The sequence below is a fragment of the Pedobacter sp. TM02 genome, from assembly GCF_059705275.1.
Genome location: NZ_AP046530.1, coordinates 2,571,776 through 2,593,881 on the forward strand (window position 1 = coordinate 2,571,776; position 22,106 = coordinate 2,593,881).

Here is a 22,106-nt window from a genome sequence, read left to right on the forward strand (position 1 = left end):
GTTTGTATGTCATTATACATTCAACTCTAATGCCAATCTAACCAAATCCATACCTCCAAAGTTGCCCGAACTCATCAACAACAGGTTCGTTTTGGCAAAATCAAACTGCCGCAAATATTTTTCCAATTGTGAAGCCTTATTAAAAAACAGCAGCCTTTCATCACCAAAAGATGTTTGAACATCTTTTTCGGTTAATGGCTCCATTTTCTTTTGGCTAAAAGTCTTTTCGTCTATGTAAACAATGGCCACATCAGCATCGTTCATCGTATCTTTATATTGCTGCAGAAAGGTTTTGTTTAAGCTGCTAAAAGTATGCAGCTCGATGCAAGCCACCAGTTTCCTATCTTTAAATTGTGCCTTTACGGCATCGATAGTTGCTTTTAGCTTAGACGGCGAATGTGCAAAGTCTTTGTATACATTGGTCTGTTTAGTAGCGTTTAACAACTCTAAACGCTTGGCAGCGCCAGAAAAAGATGCAATGGCCTGGTTAAAATCATTTTCGTTTATACCCAATTGCCCACACACCAACCTGGCTGCGCTCAGGTTCATTAAATTATGATCTCCAAACACCTTAAGCGGGGTATGCTGAGGTAAAATATATGTTATTCCGTCTATTACTTCATGCGCCGGAACACCATATGGAATACGTTCAATATTTGCTTTAGAATTAATTACAATTTTTCTTAATTCCAGATCATTTTCACAATAAATCAATTTTCCGTTGGGCGATATCGTGTCTATAAATTTGCTGAACTGGGAAATATATTCCCCAAATGTAGGAAAAACGTTGATATGGTCCCATGCTATGCCGCTGATTACCCCAATGTTTGCATGGTACAAATGGAACTTTGGTCTGCGGTCTATCGGCGAAGCCAGGTACTCGTCTCCTTCAATAATAATTACCGGAGCAGAATCGGTTACCTTAACCATCGTATCGAAGCCGGCGAGCTGTGCTCCTACCAAATAGTCGAAATCGCGCTGGTAATAATTGAGCACGTGCAGGATCATCGAAGTAATGGTGGTTTTGCCATGGCTGCCGCCTATCACTACCCTTAACTTGTCTTTAGATTGTTCGTAAATATACTCTGGATAAGAATAGATCTTCAGCCCCATTTCTTGGGCCTTCAACAGTTCCGGATTGTCAACCCGGGCATGCATGCCCAAAATAACAGCATCGATATCGGGAGTAATCGACTCTTCGTTCCAACCCATTTCGGCCGGCAAAAGGCCATAGCTGGCCAATCTGCTGCTCGATGGCTCAAAAACTACATCGTCAGAGCCTGTAACCTTAAAACCCTTCTTGTGGAGGGCAATAGCCAAATTGTGCATGGCACTGCCGCCTATTGCTATAAAATGTATACGCATAGCTAATGTTGAATGTTAAAATGCAGCAAGGTTGAAATTCAGGTTGAAATGCCAAAACATTGCAACCCACCTACCATAGGCAGGCTTTTTAACCTTATAATTTATTTTTTTACAAATTGGGCAGCCACCCAATCGCCGAGCTTCTTGTGGCTTACATAAACCAGGCCGAAACCGTCGCAGTGCACCTTGATCATGTCCAAATCCGGACTCTCATAAAAGCCACTGAAGAAGATCAGGCCATTTTCTTTTAAAACCCGATCATAAGCCTCAATCTGGTCTAACAAGATATTTCGATTGATATTAGCCAATATGATATCAAACTGCGTATCCGGGATAGCTTCCTTGCTACCACAAAACGATACCAGATTACTTACTTCGTTCAATTCGGCATTTTCGATGGTACTGCGATGGCAAACCTCGTCGTTGTCTATGGCCACGATTTGCCTCGCTCCCCTTTTCGCTGCTAAAATGCCCAATATGCCCGTGCCGGCACCCATGTCGAGTATTGTTTTGTCCTGCACATCCGTTTCGAGAATATACTGCATCATCATGGTGGTTGTTTGGTGATGCCCGGTGCCAAAGGCCATTTTGGGATCGATTACGATTTCGTATTCGTATTGGGGTTGCGCCTCGTGAAAAGTGGCCCGAACGTAGCAGTTATTGGTTATAATGAGTGGACTAAAATTCTTCTCCCACTCTTCGTTCCAGTTTTGGGCCTGGATATCGCTTACCAGGTAAGTGTACTGCAATTCATCGCCAAAGCTTGCCAAAACCTCGTTCAACTCGGCTTCGTTAAACTGATTAGCCAAGATAAAGGCGTCAAAGCCCTTGTCGGTATCTTCAAAGGTATCAAAACCGATTTCGCCCAAGGCGCCTACCAATAAATCTTGCTGGTATTCTTCGATCTGGCTAAACTGAAAAGCTACTTGTTTATAATCCATTAGGAATTGAAGGTTTTGATGATGTCAACAAAATCGCGCGATTTTAAGGAAGCGCCACCAATTAAGCCACCGTCGATATCGTGTTGGGCGAATAGTTCGGGTGCATTTTTGGCGTTGCAGCTGCCCCCGTATAAAATCGTGGTATTATCGGCAATGTTAGCGCCATATTTAGCCTCTATTTCGGCCCTGATAAAGGCGTGGATATCCTGTGCCTGTTCTGGCGTGGCGGTTAAGCCGGTACCAATAGCCCAAACAGGCTCGTAGGCCAAAACAATCTTGGCAAAATCATCGGCACTTAAATTAAACAGGCCATTTTCCAATTGTGTTTTGAGCACGTGGTAGTAGCTGCCGTTATTGCGCTCGTCAAGGGTTTCGCCTACGCAAAAAATTGGCGTAAGGTTGTTTTTAAGGGCCAAACCGGTTTTTTGAGCCAAAAGCGCATCCGACTCGGCAAAATATTGCCTGCGCTCAGAGTGGCCGATGATTACATATTCGCAACCTACAGAGCTGAGCATTTTGGCCGAAATTTCGCCTGTAAATGCCCCGCTTTCATTTTGATGGCAATTTTGGGCTCCAATCTTCACTACGCCGCCTGCTAATTGCGACAAGCTGTTCAAATGGATAAACGGCGAACAGATTACGGCAATTTGATTACCTTTTCTTTCGTCTCTCACCATATTTACGATTTCCGAAAAAAGAGATACTCCTTCTTGGTAATCTAAATTCATTTTCCAGTTGCCTGCAACTATCTTCTTTCTCATAATTTTTTTGCTTTGTTGAGTTAAACCCCTCTATATTGTTCTGTTATTTCAAAGATATGTGCCAAAATAGCCCGATCGGCCTCATTTAAAACCTCTTGTTTTCTGGCCAGCACTTTTACTGTGGTATGCAGCATTTTGTCTAAACGGTAAGTTTCAAAGCCCTGTGCACCGCCCCAGCTAAAATCTGGAATATGGTGAGGCGGAAAGCCTGCTCCAAAAACATTGGCGCTTACGCCCACTACCGAACCGGTATTAAACATGGTATTGATACCACATTTGGCATGGTCGGCCATGATCAAGCCACAAAACTGCAACGTGGTATCGCGCATTTTTTGCGTTTCGTAATCGTATAGCTTTACATTGGCATAATTGTTTTTCAGGTTAGAGTTGTTGCTGTCGGCACCAATATTGCACCACTCACCCATCACCGAATTGCCCAAATAGCCTTCGTGGCCCTTTGAAGAGTTGCCCCAGATTACCGAATTGTTAATCTCGCCCCCCACTCGGCAATTTGGCCCGATTGTAGTACCCGAATAAATCTTGGCACCCATTTTTACCGATGCATTTTCGCCAAGCGCAAATGAGCCACGGATGGCGCTTGCCTCCCAAACTTCCGAATTTTTTCCCAGGTAGATAGGCCCGTAAGTGGTATTAAATATACTGCAGGTAGCTTTTGCGCCTTCTTCCACAAAGATATGGTCGCCCAGAATGGTATTGGTACTGTCAAGCTGCGCAGAAGTTCTGCCCTTGGTAAGCAAGGCAAAATCTTTTCTTATCTCTATGGGATTAAAGCCAAATAACTGCTCTGGGTAAACCAAGTGCGTAAAATCGCCAGTAAAGGCTATAGGCTTCAATTGCGTTAAGGCTTGGCTGGCCGATAAGGGAACCGAAGAAAAATAAGCGATAACCAGTTCATTTTTGACCAATGCCTCGCCATCTTGGAGTGCCGTAATGGCATTGAGCAAGGCTTCGTCAGGGCAAATTGACCCATTAATATAAAGAGCCGAATCTATTGCAGGGTATTTGGAGCTGAGGTAAGCTTGCGTTAAGTAGCCAAAATCGGCATGGAGGTATTTTGCCCACTTTTCGGCAATGGTCAAGATGCCTATCCTCAAATTTGCCACAGGCCTGGTAAAGGTCAGCGGCCTTAGCGAAAGCCAAGACTTGTCATCAAATAAATTGATTGTCATAAGCTACAAAAATAAAAAAAGTCCCGAGGCATTTGCACGGGACTTTCAAATATTTTATGCGTAAGCTAAAATTATTTCTTAGCGTAACGTGATTTGAATTTATCGATACGGCCGGCGGTATCAACCAATTTCATTTTACCGGTATAGTAAGGGTGCGAAGTGTGAGAAATCTCTAATTTGTATAATGGATATTCATTTCCATCTTCCCATTTAATAGTTTCTTTTGTCTCAACGCATGATTTGGTTAAGAAAGCATAGTCGTTAGACATGTCTTTAAACACAACAAATCTGTAGTTTGATGGATGCAAATCTTTTTTCATTTGAATATTATTTAAGTTTTATGTGTATGAAACTCCAAGAATAAGGTTGCAATTTGCTGGCAACGCCACTTATGAATGTTTCAATTAGTCTTTTGTTTCTTTGCTCTAATTTTAGAGGATGCAAATATCTTAATTTTATTTTTCATTTACAACAGCAAATCAATTAAAATTCGAAGAAGATACATTGCCACGCCAAATCCTGCTTACGAACTGTATTTTTTCCAGGTTTCTATCTTGGCTTTTTGGCGGTCGATATAGGCCTTGGCAATCACTTCAGCCGAGTTTTGGTTATCGCTGCTTTCTAACAGCTCCTTAAGCTTGTACTGGTCAACATCAGCCCGATAAAGAATTTGCAACAGCTTCGAAAAATCGTTCTCTACCAAATAACCGAATGAATTGACCAGGATATGGTAAAGCTGTTCTTCGCTCAAGTTCTCGGCGATATCGAAATCTTTGCTGATGATTTTGATTAATGATGCTATTTCGGCCATTATTTTAAATTATTGATAATTTTTTGACGACAAATCGTTTAACCCGCCTATAGTTTCGGGCGCTACCCCATCTTTTCGGCACTGTTCTAAACTTAGGGGCTCCATTTCAATGAGTTCTGGCAGTTTTACCCGCCTCACCATATCCAATTCTTTATATGAACGGCAATAGAGCACATCATCTTTTCTATTAAGCTGATCACCATCAAAACTAAAGGACCTGTTTTTTTTATCCTTCATCGAATTGACGTAGATCCTGTTTTTTTCAAAACAGATAAAAAGGAGGTGTTCTCGATACCACTCGACCAAAAGGCATTCAAAATCAACAGAATTTTCGCCACCGGATATTGGTGCCCAACTCCAAACAGCACCGTCGCCATAAACCACCAGGTAAGGATTGTTCGAGCCATCGGTTTCATGCCAAACCAGCCTGCCATCGGCATAATCGATATCATGTACAAATATTGAACGCCTGCCACGTCCAGCTTCATATTCGATATGCAACCCATCGTAAGTCACATCCGAATAGCTGGCCCTTAATAATTCGATTACACTTTGAAACAATTCCATTCAATTAATAGTGTGGCCGTTTACATTTAGCCGTTTACATCGGCAGTTTAACCCTTTAAAAATCTAAAAAAACCAATGGACTAATGAACCAATGATACTAATGAACAATTAACCTAACGTATTTCCTGGCAAAGCTCTACCAGCACGCCATTGCTGTCTTTGGGATGCACAAAACAGATCAGTTTATTGTCGGCACCTTTTTTCGGTTCGGCGTTCAGCAAAGTAAAGCCTTCGTTTTTTAGGCGCTCCATTTCTGCATGGATATCTTCCACATCGAAAGCAATATGATGAATTCCTTCGCCTTTCTTTTCCAAAAACTTGGCAATCGCGCTGTCTTCGCGAGTACTGGCCAGCAGTTCGATCTTGTTCTGCCCCACTTTAAAAAATGCCGTGTTTACGCCTTCCGATTCGACCGGCTCCGTCTTGTAGCAGGCTGTTCCGAGCAGTTTTTCGTAGGTATGGCAGGCCTGTTGCATGTCTTTAATGGCAATGCCAATGTGTTCTATTTTGTTCATCTTGGTTTCAAACAGTTAAGCAAATGTAAAAATGCGGGTTTTACCTATAGCTTCATAGCTATTATTTATAATTGTTCGAAAACTTTTTTCGTATCTTTGTGTATTGATAACAATTGATAGATGATGGAACTTCCGATTTACTTAGATAATAATGCTACCACGCCTCTTGATCCGAGAGTGCTAGAGGCCATGTTGCCTTACTTTACCAACAAATTTGGCAATGCGGCCAGCCGTAACCACGCCTTTGGTTGGGTAGCCGAAGAAGGTGTTGATTATGCGCGCGAGCAGGTAGCAAAACTAATTGGTTGTACAGACAAAGAAATTATTTTCACCTCTGGCGCTACAGAAGCCGATAACTTGGGTATCAAAGGCGTTTTTGAAATGTACCAGGACAAAGGTAACCATATCATAACTGCCACAACAGAACACAAAGCTGTACTTGATACCTGCAAACACCTGGAGAAACTGGGTGCCAAAGTAACTTACCTGAACGTAAAAGAAGATGGTTTGATCGATTTGCAGGAACTTGAAGCGGCCATGACCGAAAAAACCATTTTGGTAACCATTATGTATGGCAACAACGAAATCGGCGTGATCCAACCGATCAAGGAAATTTCGGCTATTGCACACAAACATGGCGCTTTGTTTATGACCGATGCTACGCAGGCCGTGGGCAAAATTCCGGTAAACGTAAACGAAGACGGTATCGATTTGATGGCTTTCAGTGCCCATAAAATGTACGGCCCTAAAGGTGTTGGCGTTTTATATGTACGCAGAAAGAACCCAAGGGTTAAAGTTACCGCACAAATGGACGGCGGCGGCCACGAGCGCGGCATGCGTTCGGGTACCCTAAACGTACCGGGCATTGTAGGCTTGGGCAAAGCTTGCGAATTGTGCAGGTTAGAGATGGAATCAGAAGCCAAACGCTTATCGGCTTTGCGCGATAAACTGGAAAGCGCATTGACCACTTTGGAAGAAAGCTATGTAAATGGCAACCGCGAACATCGACTGCCACACGTAGCCAATATTTCTTTCAAATATGTAGAAGGCGAAGGTTTGATGATGGCCATGAAAGATTTGGCCGTATCTTCTGGCTCGGCTTGTACTTCGGCATCTTTAGAACCATCATACGTATTGAAAAGCTTAGGCTTGTCTGATGATTTGGCGCACTCTTCAATCCGTTTTGGCTTGGGCCGTTTTACCACCGAAGAAGAAGTTGACTACGCAATTGAGAACACCAAGAAAGCCGTTAACCACCTGAGAGACCTTTCTCCGCTTTGGGAAATGTTTAAAGAAGGTGTTGACCTGAGCAAAATTGAGTGGGCTGAACACTAAAATAGACTGACGATTGTAGATTGACGAATTACGATTTAGCATTCTACGATAAAAAAATAAAAAGAACCGAGATTTTAGAAAATCGTAAAGCTAAAATCCAAAAGCTAAACTATCATGGCATATTCAGAAAAAGTAATCGATCATTATACCAACCCGCGCAACGTTGGTACTTTAAATAAAGACAGCAAAACCGTAGGTACCGGTTTGGTTGGCGCACCAGAATGTGGCGACGTAATGCGCCTGCAGATAGAAGTTGACAGCAACAACGTAATTACCGATGCCAAATTCAAAACTTTTGGCTGTGGTTCGGCTATTGCCTCTTCTTCTTTGGCTACAGAATGGCTCAAAGGAAAAACCATCGACCAAGCCTTGGAAATCGACAACATGGACATCGTAGAAGAGTTGGCTTTGCCACCGGTAAAAATCCACTGTTCGGTATTGGCAGAAGATGCCATTAAATCGGCCATTAACGATTACCGTGTTAAAAACGGCATGGAAGCATTGGTTTTAGAAAAATCGCACCACTAGCAGATTTTAGATTTGCGAGTTACGATTTTAGATTGGACTATCCGATAAATAAGCTGGGTAGCAAATCCAAATCATTACAAAATCGTAAATCCAAAATCGTAAACCTAAAATCATAAATCGTAAATATCATGATTACCATAACCGATAAAGCAAAAAGCAAAATAGACCACCTGATGCAGGATTCGCAATTGGGTTCTGACTACTTTTTACGGGTTTCTGTAAAGGGCGGTGGTTGCTCAGGTTTATCTTACAACCTTGATTTCGACAACGAAACCAAAACTGGCGACCAGTTTTTTGAAGACAAGGGCATCAAGATTGCCTTGGATATGAAATCATTCCTTTACCTTGCTGGTACCGAATTGGATTTTACCGACGGACTAAACGGCAAGGGCTTTAACTTTAACAATCCAAACGCCAGCCGTTCTTGTGGCTGTGGCGAAAGTTTTTCTGTTTAATATTACTTAATAAGGCAAAAAGGCGTGCTCGAGCAATCAAGCGCGCCTTTTTCGTAAAAGTCGCTTTGGCCGCCTATAATTTGCAATCTTTTTAGCGTTTTTTTTGTTTTTGTTAATGCGCCTTATGTTGCATTATTAAAGTGAAAAGCCTATCATTGTCAGTTCAAAACAAACCAAACAATTTACTACATGGTCTCATTTAACGAATTTTCTACCGTTCCTTCTTTGCTGCGAAACGTAGTAGAAAACATTCATAAGCCCGAAGAAACCTTCCTTATCCACAAAAAGAGTACCGATTGGGAAGAAATATCCTTTGCCACTACCCTTGCCAATGCCGATGCTGTTTCGGCCTTCTTTTTGGAGAAGGGCATTACCAAAGGCGACAGGTTGGGCCTCATGATAGAAAATTCGCCAGAATATGTTTATTACGATCAGGGCATCCAGCAAATCGGAGCTATTAACGTGTCCATCTACCCTACCTTGTCAGAGCAGGAAGTAGCCTATATCATTAACGATTCGGGTATTAAATCATTACTGATCGGCAATCCGTTTTTAATGCGTAAGGTACTGAAGGTGGCTGGCAACTGCCAGGAATTGCGCTACATTATTCCAACCTTTAAGGATTACGAAAAAATAACGGTTCCAGACGATATCCAAGCCGAAATCATCAGCTACGATACCGTTTTGGCCAAAACCGTAAGCAATGAGGAACGGCAGGCTATTGAAGCGGCCAGAGCCCAACTGATGCCTCAGGATGTATCTTCTTTGATTTATACTTCGGGTACAACGGGCACGCCAAAAGGCGTAATGCTTACCCATTACAATTTTGTGGAAAACGTAAAGGTTTGTCTGGAGCAAATCCCTGTCATCAACGAACACGAAACCTTCTTGTCTTTCCTGCCACTTTCGCACGTTTTCGAGCGTACGGCTACCTACCATGTATGTTGCGCACAGGGCTGCAAAATTGCCTTTGCCCAAAGCCTCGAGCTTTTGGCCAAAAACATGGGCGAGGTAAGGCCAACCGTCATGAACTGTGTGCCCCGTTTGCTGGAACGCATCCACGACAAAGCCATCAAATCGGGTACTGCGGCCGGTGGCTTAAAAGCCAAAATATTTACTTGGGCACTTGAAATTGGCAAAAAATACCGTCAGGCCAAAGAAGCGGGCCAAAGTGCCGGTTTGGTACTGAGCGCACAGAAAGCCATTGCCGAAAAACTGGTATTCAGCAAGATCAAGGAAAAAACAGGCGGCCGTTTAAAATTTATGATTTCGGGCGGCGCAGCTTTGCCTAAAAACGTAGGCGAATTTTTTGGCGACTTGGGCATTAAGATATTGGAAGGCTTCGGACTGACTGAAACTTCGCCGGTAATGGCCGTAACCGAGTACCACCGTCAGGTTTACGGTACGGTTGGCCGCGTTATTCCGGGTATTGAGGTGGGTATACAAGATGTAGAAACCAAGCAAATGATCAACATCCAAACCCATGATACCTTTAACGAAAACTTTGAATGTGCCGAAGGCGAAATCATTGTACGCGGCCACTGCGTAATGAAAGGCTACTTTAACAAACCTGCCGAAACCGCCGAAGCCATTGACAAAGACAAGTGGTTCCACACCGGCGACATAGGCCGCTTTTACAAGGGCAACCTGCAGATTACCGATCGCTTAAAAAACATGATCGTGAATGCCTATGGCAAAAACGTGTACCCTACTCCGGTAGAGAACATCTACCTGAAGAGCCCTAAAATAGATCAGCTTTTCTTAATTGGCGATAAGCGCGAATACATTACCGCCATCATCATCCCTAACAAGGAAACCTTGCAGGAAACTTTTAACCTGAAGGAATCCTTTTTCCAGGAACCTGGCGATTTTATCGAAAACCAGGAAATCATCGACTGGATGGAGAAAGACATCAAAAAAATCTCGAACGAACTGGCCAAGTTTGAAAGGATCAAGAACTTCAAGATCAAGCGTAATCCTTTCAGCATAGATGAAGGCGAGATTACCCCTACGCTAAAGGTAAAGCGCCGCGTAGTAGAGAAGAAATATGCCGAGGCCATCAATGCCATGTACACCGAAGGCGTAGAAGCCGATTAAAAATCATGCTTTTGAAGTTTTAAGACTTCGCAGCCATCATCAATCGTCGTGCCCGACTCTGATTCGGTAAGAGGTTGGCCCGCTTCCGGCAATGACGATATATAGGCTTTAAACTTTGGTCTTTAGGCTTTAGTCTTCGGACTAAATCATTACTTTTGCAAAAAAATACCATTCAATGAGTATAGGATTATCAGAACAGGAAATATTACGTCGCGAATCTTTAAAGCAATTACGCGAATTAGGGATCGAGCCTTACCCGGCCGAAACATTTACGATTAATGCCCACGCTGCAGATATTTTAGCCAACTACGAAAAAGATAAAACCGCTTATAAGACCATTAGCATTGCTGGAAGAATTATGGGCCGCAATATTATGGGCGCCGCCTCTTTTGCCGAATTGCAAGATGCAACAGGCCGTATCCAAATTTATTTGAAGCGCGACGAACTTTGTCCCACCGAAGACAAGACCCTTTACAATACCGTATTTAAAAAGTTGTTGGACATCGGTGATTTTATCGGTGTTGAAGGTTATGTGTTTACCACCCAAACCGGCGAAATTTCTGTACACGTTAAAAAACTGACCGTACTTTCTAAATCGTTGCGTCCTTTGCCAATTGTAAAGCGCGACGACGATGGCAATGTTTACGATGGTTTTACCAACCCGGAGCTGCGTTACAGGATGCGCTACGTTGACTTAACGGTTAACCCTGATTACAAGCAGATCTTCATTAACCGCTCTAAGGTCATCAACACCATGCGCAACTATTTCGATAGCCAAGGCTGGATGGAAGTTGAAACGCCTATTTTGCAAGCTGTACATGGCGGGGCAGCGGCACGTCCGTTTGCTACGCACCACAACACTTTGGATATGCCATTGTTTCTTCGCATTGCGAACGAACTTTACCTTAAAAGGCTAATCGTAGCCGGCTTTGATGGCGTTTACGAGTTTGGCAAAATGTTCAGGAACGAAGGCATGGACCGTACCCACAACCCTGAATTTACCTCGATGGAAATTTATGTGGCCTACAAAGACTATATCTGGATGATGAGCATGGTAGAAGAATGCCTGGAAAAAGTGGCTTTGGCCATTCATGGCAATCCTGTGGTCAAAGTGGGCGAACACGAAATCAATTTTGCTGGGCCATACGAGAAGCTGACCATGTACGAGTCGATTGAAAAATATACCGGAATTGATGTATCGGCCATGAGCGAAGACGAAATCAGGGCAACCTGCACGAGCCTGAATATTGAGGTTGATGCTTCAATGGGCCGTGGCAAACTGATTGACGAACTGTTCAGCGAGAAAGTGGAAGCCAACCTGATCCAGCCAACCTATATTACCGATTATCCGTTGGAAATGACTCCATTGGCTAAGAAACACCGCAGCAAAGATGGCCTGGTTGAGCGTTTTGAGCTTTTTGTAAATGGCAAGGAAATCGCCAATGCGTATTCTGAGCTTAACGACCCGATCGACCAGAAAGAGCGTTTTGAAGAGCAATTGAAACTGGCCGCCAGAGGTGATGATGAAGCCATGGCCATGGACGACGATTTTGTGCGTGCCCTGGAATATGGCATGCCTCCTACTTCAGGCCTGGGTATCGGTATCGACCGTTTGGTGATGTTGATGACCAACCAATCGACCATCCAAGAGGTATTGTTCTTCCCGCAGATGCGTCCGGAGAAAAAAGCAAAGGTTACCACCGATCAGGATTTTGTTGATGCGGGCGTTGCGGCCGACTGGGTTCCGGTTATCCGTAAAATGGGTTTTAATACCGTTGAAGAGCTGAAAGCCGGCAATCCGAACAAGGTATTTAACGATTTGGGCGGTATGCGCAAAAAACTAAAACTGGAGTTGGCCATGCCAAGCAAGGCCGAGGTTGAAGCTTGGTTCGCTTAACAAAAGCATAATAATAACTTAAAGGCTTGTTACATTTATTGCAGCAAGCCTTTTTTAATTTTAGCTTGAAATTTAAACGATCCGTAAAATGAACAGTTCAAGCTTAGAAATTACAGAAAACGAATATTGCATTAAGCTGAGTAAAGACACCTTCGATTTATCGTTGATCCGTCAGCTCATAAAGCGCATCCAAGCCGAAGAGCTATTCTTTAGCCGTAAAAACGACAACCTCGATGATGATATCATCAGCAGAAACGCTGTTGAATATGATGAGAATTTTGATCGCCTGAGCGACAAATAGCGGGCAGTCTTTGTAACGACCAAGCCGACTACAAGACTGATGCCTCTAGCTAAACTAACGGCTATACCTGATTTGCTGTTTGTCCATCAGTACCATTTGGTCTTTCATCTGTTTGATCTGATCGGCCAATAGTTTGTTTTTATCTGCTTTTTTGGCATCTGCCAAATACATTTGGGCTTCTCTTTTGTTTCTTTTCGCCATGGCAATACCTGCCAAACTTAACTTGGCCAAGGCCACGTTATGGTCCATGTGCAAGCCGAGGCTCAATGCGGTTTTGAAATATTTCTCCGATTTCATGGGAGCCTTTCTCGATTCGATCAGACCGATCAATAAATTATAGTAACCGTGTTGTACTCGGTTCAGTTGTTTTTCGTAATTGGTGATGCGTCCCAAAAACTGCTCGGCCTTCGACATATTGTCTTTGCGCAGGTACCATTGGGCAATCAGCATGTTTTCGTTGTAGAAATAAGTGACGAACAAAAAGATACTTAAAAATACCAAGAGTATTCCCCAGCCCCAATAGCCAAAAACCATCAGCGTAACCGCGGCACCAACAAAAGCAAAACCTATAATGAGACGTATTAAATTCGACATAGTTTTATAATATTTTCGCAAATATCGTGTTTAAATACCAAAATTTAGATTTTAAATTCATAATTTCATCAAATAAATCCAGTATCAAAATCGTTGTTACCAACCAACTCTTAAAATTAAACAAATGAAAAATATACTAGCTGCTCTGCTGCTTTTATTCGCAATGAACGCGGGCGCGCAAGAATTGAACAAAAAAATGGAAGACCCTAACAGACATAAACAAGTCATGATTAACCAATGTACAAGAGAAGGCATTACCACTTTCCCTGAGTTTAAGGAGAGCTACGATGCCAACTATAGTTCTTATGTTGCCGATTCTACCCAGTTTGACCAATTGACCAAACTTTTGAAGAACAAAAAAGTAACCATTGTGTTGGGTACTTGGTGTGGCGACAGCAAATATCAGGTGCCACATTTCCTCAAGATAATGGACAAGCTTAAAATTGACGAAAACAAGATTGCCTTTATTGCCGTTGATGGCAACAAGCATGCCGAAAACGGATTGATCGACAACCTGAAAATCGAACGTGTTCCTACTTTCATCTTTACCGACAAAAAAGGGAACGAAATTGGCCGCATTACCGAACATCCAAAAGAATCGCTGGAAAAAGACATGGTAAATATCCTGTCGGCTCCTGCCCCAACCAAAACAAAAACCAAATAATTTATGGCAGCAGCTTTAGAGCCAAGCTGGCTAAATGTATTGGAAGGCGAATTTGAAAAGCCTTATATGAAAAGCCTGAAATCCTTTTTGCTAGAAGAAAAGCAGAAAGGATTTACTGTTTATCCTAAAAATGCCGATATCTTCAACGCTTTTAACCATACGCCTTTTGAGAACGTAAAAGTGGTGATTTTGGGCCAAGACCCTTACCACGGCCAGGGCCAGGCGCATGGTTTGTCATTTTCTGTACAAAAAGGACTTGTGGTACCACCTTCGCTCAAAAACATGTACAAAGAGCTGGCTGAAGAGTTTCCGGACTATAAGATTCCCAATCACGGCGATCTAACGGCTTGGGCTGATCAAGGCGTACTTTTGCTCAATGCAACGCTTACGGTACGCGCGCACGAGGCAGGCTCGCACCAGAACAAGGGTTGGGAAACTTTTACAGACCATGTTATTTCGGTACTGTCAGCAAAAAGAACAGGACTGGTATTTTTACTTTGGGGCCGATATGCCCAGCAAAAAGAGAGCCTGATTGACACCAAAAAACACTTTGTGCTTAAAGCCGCGCACCCCTCTCCTTTTTCTGCTTACAATGGTTTTTTTGGCTCCAAGCATTTTGCCAAAACCAACGAAATCTTAAAAAAAGAAGGGTTAACGCCTATTGATTGGCAAATTACTTAAGCTTTATATAACCTTCACCCAGGAAAAAGTACCTCAACCTGAAGTGGTAGACACAGATAGTCGTGTCTAGCTAAATTAAACAAACTTAGTCTAAAACCGCCACAGGCACCTTATGGCCACCTAAGAAAAAACATATATGCCAACCTTAGCCAATCTCAGTCGCCCGAGGTGGTAAACATAGATAGGCACTAGCCAAACTGAACAAAAGCCTAGTCTAAACCACCTCAGGAACCTTAGGGCCACCTAAGAAAAAATACATATGCCAACCTTAGCCTATCTCAGCCGTCTAAGGTGGCAAACATAGACAGGCACTAGCCAAACTGAACAAAAGCCTAGTCTAAACCACCTCAGGAACCTTAGGGCCACCTAAGTAAAAATACATATGCCAACCTTAGCCTATCTCAGCCGTCTTAGGTGGTAAACATAGACAGGCACTAGCCAAATCGAACAAAAGCCTAGTCTAAACCCGCCTCAGGCACCTTAAGATACCTAAGAAAAAACACGTCGACCAAACTAAGTCTATCCAGCATTTTAAGCAAAAGAATTCCTAATTAATTCTTATATTAGAATATATCTCTATTGATCATTTTAAAATTTATTTAATATGATTGATAAAAATTTCATCGACGATCTCGAGTATGAGGTAACTGGCGCTTGTATTGAAGTACATCGAACTTTAGGGCCGGGTTTGTTAGAAAAAGTCTATCATAAATGCCTAATTAGAGAATTGCAATTAAGAAATATTTCTTTTGTGTCTGAACAAGTTGTTACCATCTCTTACAAAGGCATGTTGCTCGATACAGAGCTAAGGGTAGATTTACTGATTGAGGATTTCCTCATCGTAGAGCTTAAATCAGTTGAAAAAATATTACCTATTCACGAAGCACAAATACTGACCTATATGAAAATACTTCGGGTTCCAAAAGGAATGTTAATCAATTTTAACTGTACCAATATTGTGAAAAATGGTAAAAAACCATTCATAAACGAGTATTATCCACCTTTCTGAACCAAAGCACAATACTAAGGTCTAATTTAAAACCTCCTCAGACACCTAGCGCACTCAAGAAAAAATACATCGGCCTAAACTCAGCCTATCTCAGCCGCTTGAGGTGGTAAACGCAGATAGGCACTAGCCAAATTTACAAAAGCTTAGTCTAAAACCGCCTCAGGCACCTTAGGAATCCTAAGAAAAAACATCTGTCTAAGCTTTAGCCTACCTCAGCTGTCTAAGGTGGTAAACGCAGAGGCACTAGCCCAAATGAACAAAAGCCTAGTTTAAACCGCCTCAGGAACCTTAGGTCGCCTTAGGAAACATCACAAATCTAAACTAAGCTTTTTGTCAACTGCTTTCAGTCATGAATAAGAACAGACTAATACTCTAAAGGCACGATTGGCTCTTTTTTGGTGGTCGACATGATCATCATGGTTTGAAAGGTTTTTACGACAGAAATCTTGCTGATTTTATCCATGATCAATCTTTCGTAAGCTTTAATGTCGTTTACATAAACCTTCAGCAGAAAGTCGGCCTGACCGGTAACGTGATGACATTCCGTAATTTCGTTGATTTGGTTCACTTCATCCAAAAAAATCTGAATGGTATTGTTTTTATGAAAATCCAACTGCACCTGGATAAAAGTCTTGATGCCTAGGCCCAATTTTTCTTCGTCGACCAAAGCATGGTAGCTTTTAATGTAACCCGACATTTCCAGTTTACGTACACGCTCCAGGGTGGGTGCTGGCGATAGACCGATTTCTTGCGACAATAGCAAATTGGTCATCCTGCCGTTCTCTTGAAGCAGTTTAAGTATTTTAAAATCGGTTTTGTCTAGTTCTGTTGCCATAAATGTTTCATTTGTTACCCAAAGGTAGGATACTAACGCTGATTAGCCAAATTTTATTCTACAAAGCCTCAATAATATTACTTTTAATTTTATTGTTTATTTTTTAGATTTGTCTAAAATAATCATTAGGTAAACAAAAATGCAATCCTACACCGAAGAGAACTACTTGAAAATCATCTATCATCTTTCCGAAATCAGCAATCCGGTACAAACCAATGCCATTGCCGAACGCATCCAAACCAAGGCGGCTTCAGTTACCGATATGCTTAAAAAACTATCTGAAAAGGAACTGGTAGATTACGTAAAATACCAAGGTGTTACCTTAACCGAAAAAGGAAGGCTAACGGCTATCAATATCGTGAGGAAACACAGGCTTTGGGAAGTTTTTTTGGTAGAGAAACTTTCTTTTAAGTGGGACCAGGTGCACGAAGTGGCCGAAGAACTCGAACACATCAACTCGGCCCTATTAATAGAGCGTTTGGATGCTTTTTTGGATTTCCCAAAAGTAGATCCGCATGGCGACCCTATTCCAGATAAAAACGGAAACTTTGCCGATCAAGCCTTCATCAAGCTCAACAAATTAAAAGTAGGCGAAAAAGGCACCATCACAGGCGTGAGCGAGCACTCCTCTCCCTTTTTAAAACACTTGGAAAAATTAGGCCTTACCCTGGGCAAAAAATTAGAAATCATGACCATCACAGATTTCGATGGATCGGTAGAACTCTTGGTCGACAACCACAAACAAAGTATTAGCAGAGAAGTAGCCAAACACATTTTAATCAGCAAATAGCCATGGACCAAAAGCAGTCGTTAAGCGAAGTACACCAAAGCGTTGTGACCAATAAACGGACCGGCTGGAAGCGGATTTTGGCCTTTATTGGTCCGGCTTACCTGGTTAGCGTGGGCTATATGGACCCTGGCAACTGGGCAACAGACATTGCCGGGGGTAGCAAATTCGGCTATCAGCTTATTTGGGTGCTGCTCATGTCAAACCTCATCGCTTTGCTCCTTCAATCGCTTAGCGCGCGTTTAGGCATTGTAAGGGGGCTTGATTTAGCTCAGGCTTCGCGAAATGCCTATCCCAAATGGGTTAATTTTCCGCTGTTTGTTCTAGCCCAAACCGCTATTATTGCCTGCGATTTGGCCGAAATCATCGGAATGGCCATTGGCATGAACCTCCTGTTTGGCTTACCATTAATCTGGGGCATTTCCATTACCATATTCGATACCGTACTGCTCCTTTTCCTGCTCAACAAAGGCATGCGTAAAATGGAAGCCTTCATTGTTTCGATGGTATTTGTTGTAGGTATTTCTTTTTTGGTAGAAATGTTTATTGTAGAACCATCCATCAAAGAAATTGCCAAGGGTTTTGAACCTTCGATGCTATCTGGCGAGGCACTTTACATTGCCATTGGTATTATTGGTGCCACGGTAATGCCACACAACTTGTACCTTCACTCTTCTTTGGTACAAACACGAAAGTTTGAACGCGACAACAAAGGCATTCAAGAAGCCATCAAATTCAATTTCATCGATACAGCTGTGGCCCTGAATCTGGCGTTCTTTGTCAATGCCGCCATTTTGATCTTAGCCGCTGCCGCTTTCTTTAAAAACGGTTTTCATCACGTAGCCGAAATACAAGATGCGCACCGCTTGCTGAACAACATCTTTGGTTCGGTAGCCCCCGCCCTCTTTGCCATCGCTTTAATTGCCGCTGGCCAAAGCTCAACCGTAACCGGAACTTTGGCCGGACAAATTATCATGGAAGGCCATTTAAATTTAAGAATACAGCCTTGGCTGCGCCGATTGATTACCCGTTTGCTGGCTATTATTCCGGCATTTTGCACTATCCTCTTTTTTGGCGACGATGCCCTAGGCGGCTTATTGATTTTAAGTCAGGTGGTACTGAGCCTGCAATTGGGCTTTGCTATTATTCCGCTTATCCACCTCACTTCCGACAAAAACGAAATGAAAGGCTTTGCCATTAAGCCTTGGGTTAGAATATTGGCTTGGACAAGTGCCATTGTCATTGTTAGCCTCAATATTAAATTGGTAATCGAAGAAATCAGCAACTGGCGAACTGCTGCTGGTGGCTGGTATATCGACGTAATTGTAATTCCTGCAGCTGTATTAACGGCCTTGCTGCTAATTTACATCTTTATCTATCCACTCATCAGCAAAAGGCAGCGCGTTGGTAATGTGCCGCATGGCGATGCCTTGGCCATTAGCAATATTGAAAAAATCAGTTACCATAAAATCGGGATTACGGTAGATTTTTCTGCAAACGACCGAAATACGATCAGACATGCGCTGATCCAAGGCGGAAAAAACGCGCATTACTACCTTATACATGTGGTTGAAACCGCAGCGGCACGCTACCACGGCCAAAAGGCAATGGACCACGAAACACAAATCGATACTGAGAATCTCGAAAAATACAGGTTAAACCTGATGGACTTGGGCTACGAATCGAGTACGCATATTGGTTTTGGCGGTACAGCAAAAGCCATTGCCAGCATCAGCAAGCAAAATAACATCCAGCTATTGGTAATGGGTGCGCATGGGCACAAGGGCCTTAAAGATCTTATTTTCGGCACAACGGTTGATTCGGTAAGGCACAAAGTAGATATCCCCGTACTTATTGTACGCTAGCGCCTAAAATAGGCAAGCACTTTTTTAAGTTCGGCAACACCCATAAATCCTTCCCGTTGAAAGCTGATTTGGTTTTGCTGATCAAGAATAGCCAAAAACGGGAAAGCCAGCTTTTTTTGATTGGGCATCAGGGCTATTGCCAATTCATGGACACCTTTGCTGGCTTTAAAAACAAAGGTATGCCCACCATAGCTAATTGGCGATTGCTCTTCCGCATTCAAGGCAATCCAATAATAGTTTTGCTTAAGTTGCTGTTGGATGCTAGCTTCGCCAAACACTTGCCGTTCCATCGCTTGGCAATAGTTGCACCAATCGGTATAAACAAATACCAACACCTTGCGTTGCGCTATTTTTTGCAAACTATCCAATTGCGCAAAACTAAAGGCCCGCAATTGGGATTTCGCAGACCCGATCACCAAAAGGATGATCCATGTAACCACCAGTCTCTTCATGCTAATTGATGCTTAAGCGAACACCTAAAAAACCTCTGATGCCCTGATTGGGCGCATACACATAATTGGGATCGAATGTTAAAGCATAAGGATTATCGGAAGTTGGCACGACCTGCCCATTGGCCCCAAACTGTACATTTTTATCAAAAGGATCATTCGTACGCGCGATGATGAACGGAGTTCCTTTGTTTGGCGTGAAGTTCAAGAGGTTTTTGATACCGCCGTAAATTTCAAGACGCTTAAAACCGCTGTAGGTGAATTGAATATTCTGGATGCTCCAGGTTGGCGAAAAAGGCCTCCGCGGGTCTAAGCTGCCCAACAAAGGCAAACGCATGGGCCCATACACATTGCCTGTATAATCGATAGCCAAATGCATTTTATTGACTTTATACGAAACGGCCCATGTACCTGAAAATTTCTCGGTTAAAAGTTGCTGTTTCTTGACGCTGTCTTCCGTTAGGCTTACCTCTTGATAGGTTAGTCCGATAGTTGCTTTTAAGCCGTTGGCCAAAGCCATGTCTATGTTGCCGGTTAAGCCTTTGCTCACGGCATGGCCATTTAAATTGTTGTAAATAATCTGATTGGGGTTGGTTTCGAAATCGCCTACAATCCGGTTATTGAAATAGGTATAAAAGGCAGCCAAATCGAAGCCAAAAAACGAGCCATTATCCAAATAAACCTTGGTTAAATAGTTAAGGTTAACATTATATGTACGTTCTGGTTTCAGCTGATTGGGCACCACCACCTCGCGTGCGCCTGTTAAAGCGGCATGATCTTCGGTAAACAGATTTACCACCCTAAATCCTGTTCCCGCATTCAACCTGACGATGTTTTGCTCATCTATACTCCACTTATAGGCCAATCTTGGGGTTAAAATATGGCCATGTATCGAGTTGTAGTCATACCTTAACCCAGCCAACAGCGAATGGGCTTGGCTCAATTTCATTTCGTCTTGTACAAATAGGCCCGGTAAAAATGTACGCTCGGGCTGGTTATGCCGATCGGCTAAATCGGCAGAGGCTGTTGCCGGCGTATTGTCGTCGTAATAGGTATAGCGCAAAGCCGTACCGAAGAGCAAATCGTGCCGGCCAATTTTTTTGTCCCAAGTCAACTGACTAAAGGCTATTTTTTGTTGCGCGATGTAAGACACATCGCCATACCTGCTGTTTTGGTCGTGATTGGTTAAAGAAAAAGCCAAGAAAAATTTTTCCTTGATCGGCAACTGGTAATTGCCAATCAGTTCGAACCTTTTGGTGTAAATACTCTCACCATATACTTCGTTGCCACCCCGGTAAGATTTGTTCCAATTCATTTCTCCGCCCCACCTGTCTTCGTACAAAAAGCGACCGGCCAGCGAAAACAGCCTGTTGTCTTTACGGTCGACGTTCCATTTTTGAAACAGCGAAATCCGATTTTGCAAGGTTACATCTGTAAATCCGTCATGGTTATGGTCTACCTTGTTTTGAAAATTGAAGTAATTAACACCGGTAAGTACCGCCACCCTTGGCGATACCTTCACTTTAAAACCCAAATCCGTATTGTACTCGCCGTAACCGGTAGCCATGGCATCAGCCGAAAACAAGGCAGCATTTTGTACCTTTTTGGTAATGATATTGATCAAGCCTCCTACCGCCTCGCTCCCATACAATGACGAAGCTGGACCTTTAACCACTTCAATCCGTTCTACCAACGCATTCGGTATGCCCGACAAACCATAAACCGTTGACAAACTGCTCACAATGGGCATTCCATCTATCAATACCATGGTATAGGGCCCTTCCAGGCCATTAATATGGATATCACCCGTATTGCAGATATTGCAGTTGAGCTGAGGCCTTACGCCATTTACGTTCTGCAGTGCATCGAATATGCTAGGTGTAGGATTTTTCTTGAAAAATTGAGCCGTATAAATCTCGACAGGCACCGGACTTTCTAGCCGTTTGATTTCCTTTTGTGTACCCGTAACCACTATTTCATGCAGCTTTTCGTCGATGGTTTCTAAAGCAATGGGCAACAGCAGCGTATCTCTTTGCAACCGAACAGGCATAGTTAGTGTTTTATAGCCCATGGCATTCACCTTAAGCGTGTAGTTACCCGGTTTTAGGTTTGCCAATACAAAACCGCCTAAGCTATCAGTAACTGTTCCAATACCCAAGCCTACCAATTGCACGCTTGCCTTGTGTATAGGTTCTTTGCCATCCGATAGCTTGCCACTTACTTTAATAGACTGTGCTCTTGCTGCTGTAAACAGAAAAACAAATAAAACAGGAAGGATAATTCTTTTCATAATCAATTATTAGTCTTGCAAAAATATAAATTTAGATTAATCTAAAAAATAAATCAACAATACATTTTTTTATATTTTGACAGACCTTAATTAGATATACGGGATAAGGGTCATAAAAGGCGAACGATTTCAATTCGGTTTTCAATTCATCTTGCTGTGGCAGACATTT

23 protein-coding genes are annotated in these 22,106 nt (G+C 42.7%); 11 read left to right on the forward strand and 12 right to left on the reverse strand.

From position 1 onward, the window contains the following. Positions 1 to 12: 12 nt before the first annotated feature. The 8 genes from AC6H1S_RS10890 to mce form a co-directional block, all read right to left on the reverse strand. Positions 13 to 1,365 (reverse strand): UDP-N-acetylmuramate--L-alanine ligase, encoded by a 1,353-nt coding sequence (locus tag AC6H1S_RS10890; RefSeq protein ID WP_497563617.1) that lies wholly within the window; start codon positions 1,363 to 1,365, stop codon positions 13 to 15. Positions 1,366 to 1,466: 101 nt separating this feature from the next. Further along, the gene (gene prmA / locus AC6H1S_RS10895) at positions 1,467 to 2,306 is read right to left on the reverse strand and encodes a 50S ribosomal protein L11 methyltransferase (RefSeq protein ID WP_497563618.1); all 840 of its coding nucleotides are present in this window, start codon (positions 2,304 to 2,306) and stop codon (positions 1,467 to 1,469) included. Continuing rightward, the gene (gene tpiA, locus AC6H1S_RS10900; protein ID WP_199141490.1) at positions 2,306 to 3,067 is read right to left on the reverse strand and encodes a triose-phosphate isomerase; all 762 of its coding nucleotides are present in this window, start codon (positions 3,065 to 3,067) and stop codon (positions 2,306 to 2,308) included. The genes prmA and tpiA overlap by 1 nt, the downstream gene beginning before the upstream one ends. A 20-nt stretch (positions 3,068 to 3,087) precedes the next feature. Beyond that, positions 3,088 to 4,257 (reverse strand): putative sugar nucleotidyl transferase, encoded by a 1,170-nt coding sequence (locus AC6H1S_RS10905; protein WP_497563619.1) that lies wholly within the window; start codon positions 4,255 to 4,257, stop codon positions 3,088 to 3,090. 71 nt (positions 4,258 to 4,328) lie between these two features. After that, positions 4,329 to 4,577: a type B 50S ribosomal protein L31 gene (locus AC6H1S_RS10910; RefSeq protein ID WP_199141488.1), complete on the reverse strand. Its 249-nt coding sequence runs from the start codon at positions 4,575 to 4,577 to the stop codon at positions 4,329 to 4,331. Between the two features lie 203 nt (positions 4,578 to 4,780). Next, positions 4,781 to 5,068: a hypothetical protein gene (locus tag AC6H1S_RS10915; RefSeq protein WP_497563620.1), complete on the reverse strand. Its 288-nt coding sequence runs from the start codon at positions 5,066 to 5,068 to the stop codon at positions 4,781 to 4,783. Positions 5,069 to 5,077: 9 nt separating this feature from the next. Beyond that, on the reverse strand, positions 5,078 to 5,635 hold the full coding sequence (locus tag AC6H1S_RS10920; RefSeq protein WP_497563621.1) for a hypothetical protein: 558 nt from the start codon (positions 5,633 to 5,635) through the stop codon (positions 5,078 to 5,080). A 113-nt stretch (positions 5,636 to 5,748) separates the two neighbouring features. Beyond that, on the reverse strand, positions 5,749 to 6,150 hold the full coding sequence (gene mce / locus AC6H1S_RS10925) for a methylmalonyl-CoA epimerase (protein WP_497563622.1): 402 nt from the start codon (positions 6,148 to 6,150) through the stop codon (positions 5,749 to 5,751). A gap of 123 nt (positions 6,151 to 6,273) precedes the next feature. Here mce and AC6H1S_RS10930 point away from each other — a divergent pair, with 123 nt between their 5' ends. From AC6H1S_RS10930 to AC6H1S_RS10955, 6 genes are all read left to right on the forward strand, one after another. Next, complete coding sequence (locus AC6H1S_RS10930) at positions 6,274 to 7,485, forward strand: IscS subfamily cysteine desulfurase (RefSeq protein ID WP_330107747.1); 1,212 nt, start codon at positions 6,274 to 6,276, stop codon at positions 7,483 to 7,485. Positions 7,486 to 7,599: 114 nt separating this feature from the next. Continuing rightward, the gene (iscU, locus tag AC6H1S_RS10935) at positions 7,600 to 8,013 is read left to right on the forward strand and encodes a Fe-S cluster assembly scaffold IscU (protein ID WP_497563623.1); all 414 of its coding nucleotides are present in this window, start codon (positions 7,600 to 7,602) and stop codon (positions 8,011 to 8,013) included. Positions 8,014 to 8,141: 128 nt separating this feature from the next. Beyond that, complete coding sequence (locus AC6H1S_RS10940) at positions 8,142 to 8,468, forward strand: HesB/IscA family protein (protein WP_199141482.1); 327 nt, start codon at positions 8,142 to 8,144, stop codon at positions 8,466 to 8,468. Positions 8,469 to 8,657: 189 nt separating this feature from the next. Beyond that, a complete protein-coding gene (locus tag AC6H1S_RS10945; protein ID WP_497563624.1) occupies positions 8,658 to 10,565 on the forward strand; it encodes an AMP-dependent synthetase/ligase in 1,908 nt (635 codons plus the stop codon). A gap of 175 nt (positions 10,566 to 10,740) precedes the next feature. Next, complete coding sequence (gene lysS / locus AC6H1S_RS10950) at positions 10,741 to 12,462, forward strand: lysine--tRNA ligase (protein ID WP_199141480.1); 1,722 nt, start codon at positions 10,741 to 10,743, stop codon at positions 12,460 to 12,462. A gap of 88 nt (positions 12,463 to 12,550) precedes the next feature. Then, positions 12,551 to 12,763 (forward strand): hypothetical protein, encoded by a 213-nt coding sequence (locus tag AC6H1S_RS10955; protein WP_199141479.1) that lies wholly within the window; start codon positions 12,551 to 12,553, stop codon positions 12,761 to 12,763. A 54-nt stretch (positions 12,764 to 12,817) separates the two neighbouring features. Here the strand turns inward: AC6H1S_RS10955 and AC6H1S_RS10960 are convergent, their stop codons facing one another. Continuing rightward, positions 12,818 to 13,357: a DUF2892 domain-containing protein gene (locus tag AC6H1S_RS10960; protein ID WP_199141478.1), complete on the reverse strand. Its 540-nt coding sequence runs from the start codon at positions 13,355 to 13,357 to the stop codon at positions 12,818 to 12,820. Positions 13,358 to 13,481: 124 nt separating this feature from the next. On the opposite strand from AC6H1S_RS10960, the gene AC6H1S_RS10965 reads away from it, so the two are divergent. From AC6H1S_RS10965 to AC6H1S_RS10975, 3 genes are all read left to right on the forward strand, one after another. Further along, a complete protein-coding gene (locus AC6H1S_RS10965) occupies positions 13,482 to 14,021 on the forward strand; it encodes a thioredoxin family protein (protein WP_497563625.1) in 540 nt (179 codons plus the stop codon). 3 nt (positions 14,022 to 14,024) lie between these two features. Further along, positions 14,025 to 14,702, forward strand: a complete 678-nt coding sequence (gene ung, locus AC6H1S_RS10970; RefSeq protein ID WP_497563626.1) for a uracil-DNA glycosylase — start codon at positions 14,025 to 14,027, stop codon at positions 14,700 to 14,702. A gap of 604 nt (positions 14,703 to 15,306) precedes the next feature. Continuing rightward, positions 15,307 to 15,711: a GxxExxY protein gene (locus AC6H1S_RS10975; protein WP_497563627.1), complete on the forward strand. Its 405-nt coding sequence runs from the start codon at positions 15,307 to 15,309 to the stop codon at positions 15,709 to 15,711. Positions 15,712 to 16,075: 364 nt separating this feature from the next. Here AC6H1S_RS10975 and AC6H1S_RS10980 read toward each other — a convergent pair whose 3' ends face one another. After that, positions 16,076 to 16,546, reverse strand: a complete 471-nt coding sequence (locus AC6H1S_RS10980; protein WP_330106281.1) for an Lrp/AsnC family transcriptional regulator — start codon at positions 16,544 to 16,546, stop codon at positions 16,076 to 16,078. A 139-nt stretch (positions 16,547 to 16,685) separates the two neighbouring features. On the opposite strand from AC6H1S_RS10980, the gene AC6H1S_RS10985 reads away from it, so the two are divergent. Both AC6H1S_RS10985 and AC6H1S_RS10990 read left to right on the forward strand, forming a co-directional pair. Continuing rightward, positions 16,686 to 17,336: a metal-dependent transcriptional regulator gene (locus AC6H1S_RS10985; RefSeq protein WP_497563628.1), complete on the forward strand. Its 651-nt coding sequence runs from the start codon at positions 16,686 to 16,688 to the stop codon at positions 17,334 to 17,336. A 2-nt stretch (positions 17,337 to 17,338) separates the two neighbouring features. Further along, positions 17,339 to 19,198: an Nramp family divalent metal transporter gene (locus AC6H1S_RS10990; RefSeq protein WP_497563629.1), complete on the forward strand. Its 1,860-nt coding sequence runs from the start codon at positions 17,339 to 17,341 to the stop codon at positions 19,196 to 19,198. Here the strand turns inward: AC6H1S_RS10990 and AC6H1S_RS10995 are convergent. Next, complete coding sequence (locus AC6H1S_RS10995; RefSeq protein ID WP_497563630.1) at positions 19,195 to 19,650, reverse strand: thioredoxin family protein; 456 nt, start codon at positions 19,648 to 19,650, stop codon at positions 19,195 to 19,197. The two genes, AC6H1S_RS10990 and AC6H1S_RS10995, sit on opposite strands and share 4 nt — an antisense overlap. Position 19,651: 1 nt before the next feature. Further along, positions 19,652 to 21,937: a TonB-dependent receptor gene (locus AC6H1S_RS11000; RefSeq protein WP_497563631.1), complete on the reverse strand. Its 2,286-nt coding sequence runs from the start codon at positions 21,935 to 21,937 to the stop codon at positions 19,652 to 19,654. Positions 21,938 to 22,106 lie beyond the last annotated feature (169 nt).

Excerpts from the sequence above, each read along its gene's own strand:
- AC6H1S_RS10890 (WP_497563617.1), bottom strand. The coding sequence starts at position 1,365 with ATGCGTATACATTTTATAGCAATAGGCGGCAGTGCCATGCACAATTTG.
- prmA (WP_497563618.1), bottom strand. The coding sequence starts at position 2,306 with ATGGATTATAAACAAGTAGCTTTTCAGTTTAGCCAGATCGAAGAATAC.
- tpiA (WP_199141490.1), bottom strand. The coding sequence starts at position 3,067 with ATGAGAAAGAAGATAGTTGCAGGCAACTGGAAAATGAATTTAGATTAC.
- AC6H1S_RS10905 (WP_497563619.1), bottom strand. The coding sequence starts at position 4,257 with ATGACAATCAATTTATTTGATGACAAGTCTTGGCTTTCGCTAAGGCCG.
- AC6H1S_RS10910 (WP_199141488.1), bottom strand. The coding sequence starts at position 4,577 with ATGAAAAAAGATTTGCATCCATCAAACTACAGATTTGTTGTGTTTAAA.
- AC6H1S_RS10915 (WP_497563620.1), bottom strand. The coding sequence starts at position 5,068 with ATGGCCGAAATAGCATCATTAATCAAAATCATCAGCAAAGATTTCGAT.
- AC6H1S_RS10920 (WP_497563621.1), bottom strand. The coding sequence starts at position 5,635 with ATGGAATTGTTTCAAAGTGTAATCGAATTATTAAGGGCCAGCTATTCG.
- mce (WP_497563622.1), bottom strand. The coding sequence starts at position 6,150 with ATGAACAAAATAGAACACATTGGCATTGCCATTAAAGACATGCAACAG.
- AC6H1S_RS10930 (WP_330107747.1), top strand. The coding sequence starts at position 6,274 with ATGGAACTTCCGATTTACTTAGATAATAATGCTACCACGCCTCTTGAT.
- iscU (WP_497563623.1), top strand. The coding sequence starts at position 7,600 with ATGGCATATTCAGAAAAAGTAATCGATCATTATACCAACCCGCGCAAC.
- AC6H1S_RS10940 (WP_199141482.1), top strand. The coding sequence starts at position 8,142 with ATGATTACCATAACCGATAAAGCAAAAAGCAAAATAGACCACCTGATG.
- AC6H1S_RS10945 (WP_497563624.1), top strand. The coding sequence starts at position 8,658 with ATGGTCTCATTTAACGAATTTTCTACCGTTCCTTCTTTGCTGCGAAAC.
- lysS (WP_199141480.1), top strand. The coding sequence starts at position 10,741 with ATGAGTATAGGATTATCAGAACAGGAAATATTACGTCGCGAATCTTTA.
- AC6H1S_RS10955 (WP_199141479.1), top strand. The coding sequence starts at position 12,551 with ATGAACAGTTCAAGCTTAGAAATTACAGAAAACGAATATTGCATTAAG.
- AC6H1S_RS10960 (WP_199141478.1), bottom strand. The coding sequence starts at position 13,357 with ATGTCGAATTTAATACGTCTCATTATAGGTTTTGCTTTTGTTGGTGCC.
- AC6H1S_RS10965 (WP_497563625.1), top strand. The coding sequence starts at position 13,482 with ATGAAAAATATACTAGCTGCTCTGCTGCTTTTATTCGCAATGAACGCG.
- ung (WP_497563626.1), top strand. The coding sequence starts at position 14,025 with ATGGCAGCAGCTTTAGAGCCAAGCTGGCTAAATGTATTGGAAGGCGAA.
- AC6H1S_RS10975 (WP_497563627.1), top strand. The coding sequence starts at position 15,307 with ATGATTGATAAAAATTTCATCGACGATCTCGAGTATGAGGTAACTGGC.
- AC6H1S_RS10980 (WP_330106281.1), bottom strand. The coding sequence starts at position 16,546 with ATGGCAACAGAACTAGACAAAACCGATTTTAAAATACTTAAACTGCTT.
- AC6H1S_RS10985 (WP_497563628.1), top strand. The coding sequence starts at position 16,686 with ATGCAATCCTACACCGAAGAGAACTACTTGAAAATCATCTATCATCTT.
- AC6H1S_RS10990 (WP_497563629.1), top strand. The coding sequence starts at position 17,339 with ATGGACCAAAAGCAGTCGTTAAGCGAAGTACACCAAAGCGTTGTGACC.
- AC6H1S_RS10995 (WP_497563630.1), bottom strand. The coding sequence starts at position 19,650 with ATGAAGAGACTGGTGGTTACATGGATCATCCTTTTGGTGATCGGGTCT.
- AC6H1S_RS11000 (WP_497563631.1), bottom strand. The coding sequence starts at position 21,937 with ATGAAAAGAATTATCCTTCCTGTTTTATTTGTTTTTCTGTTTACAGCA.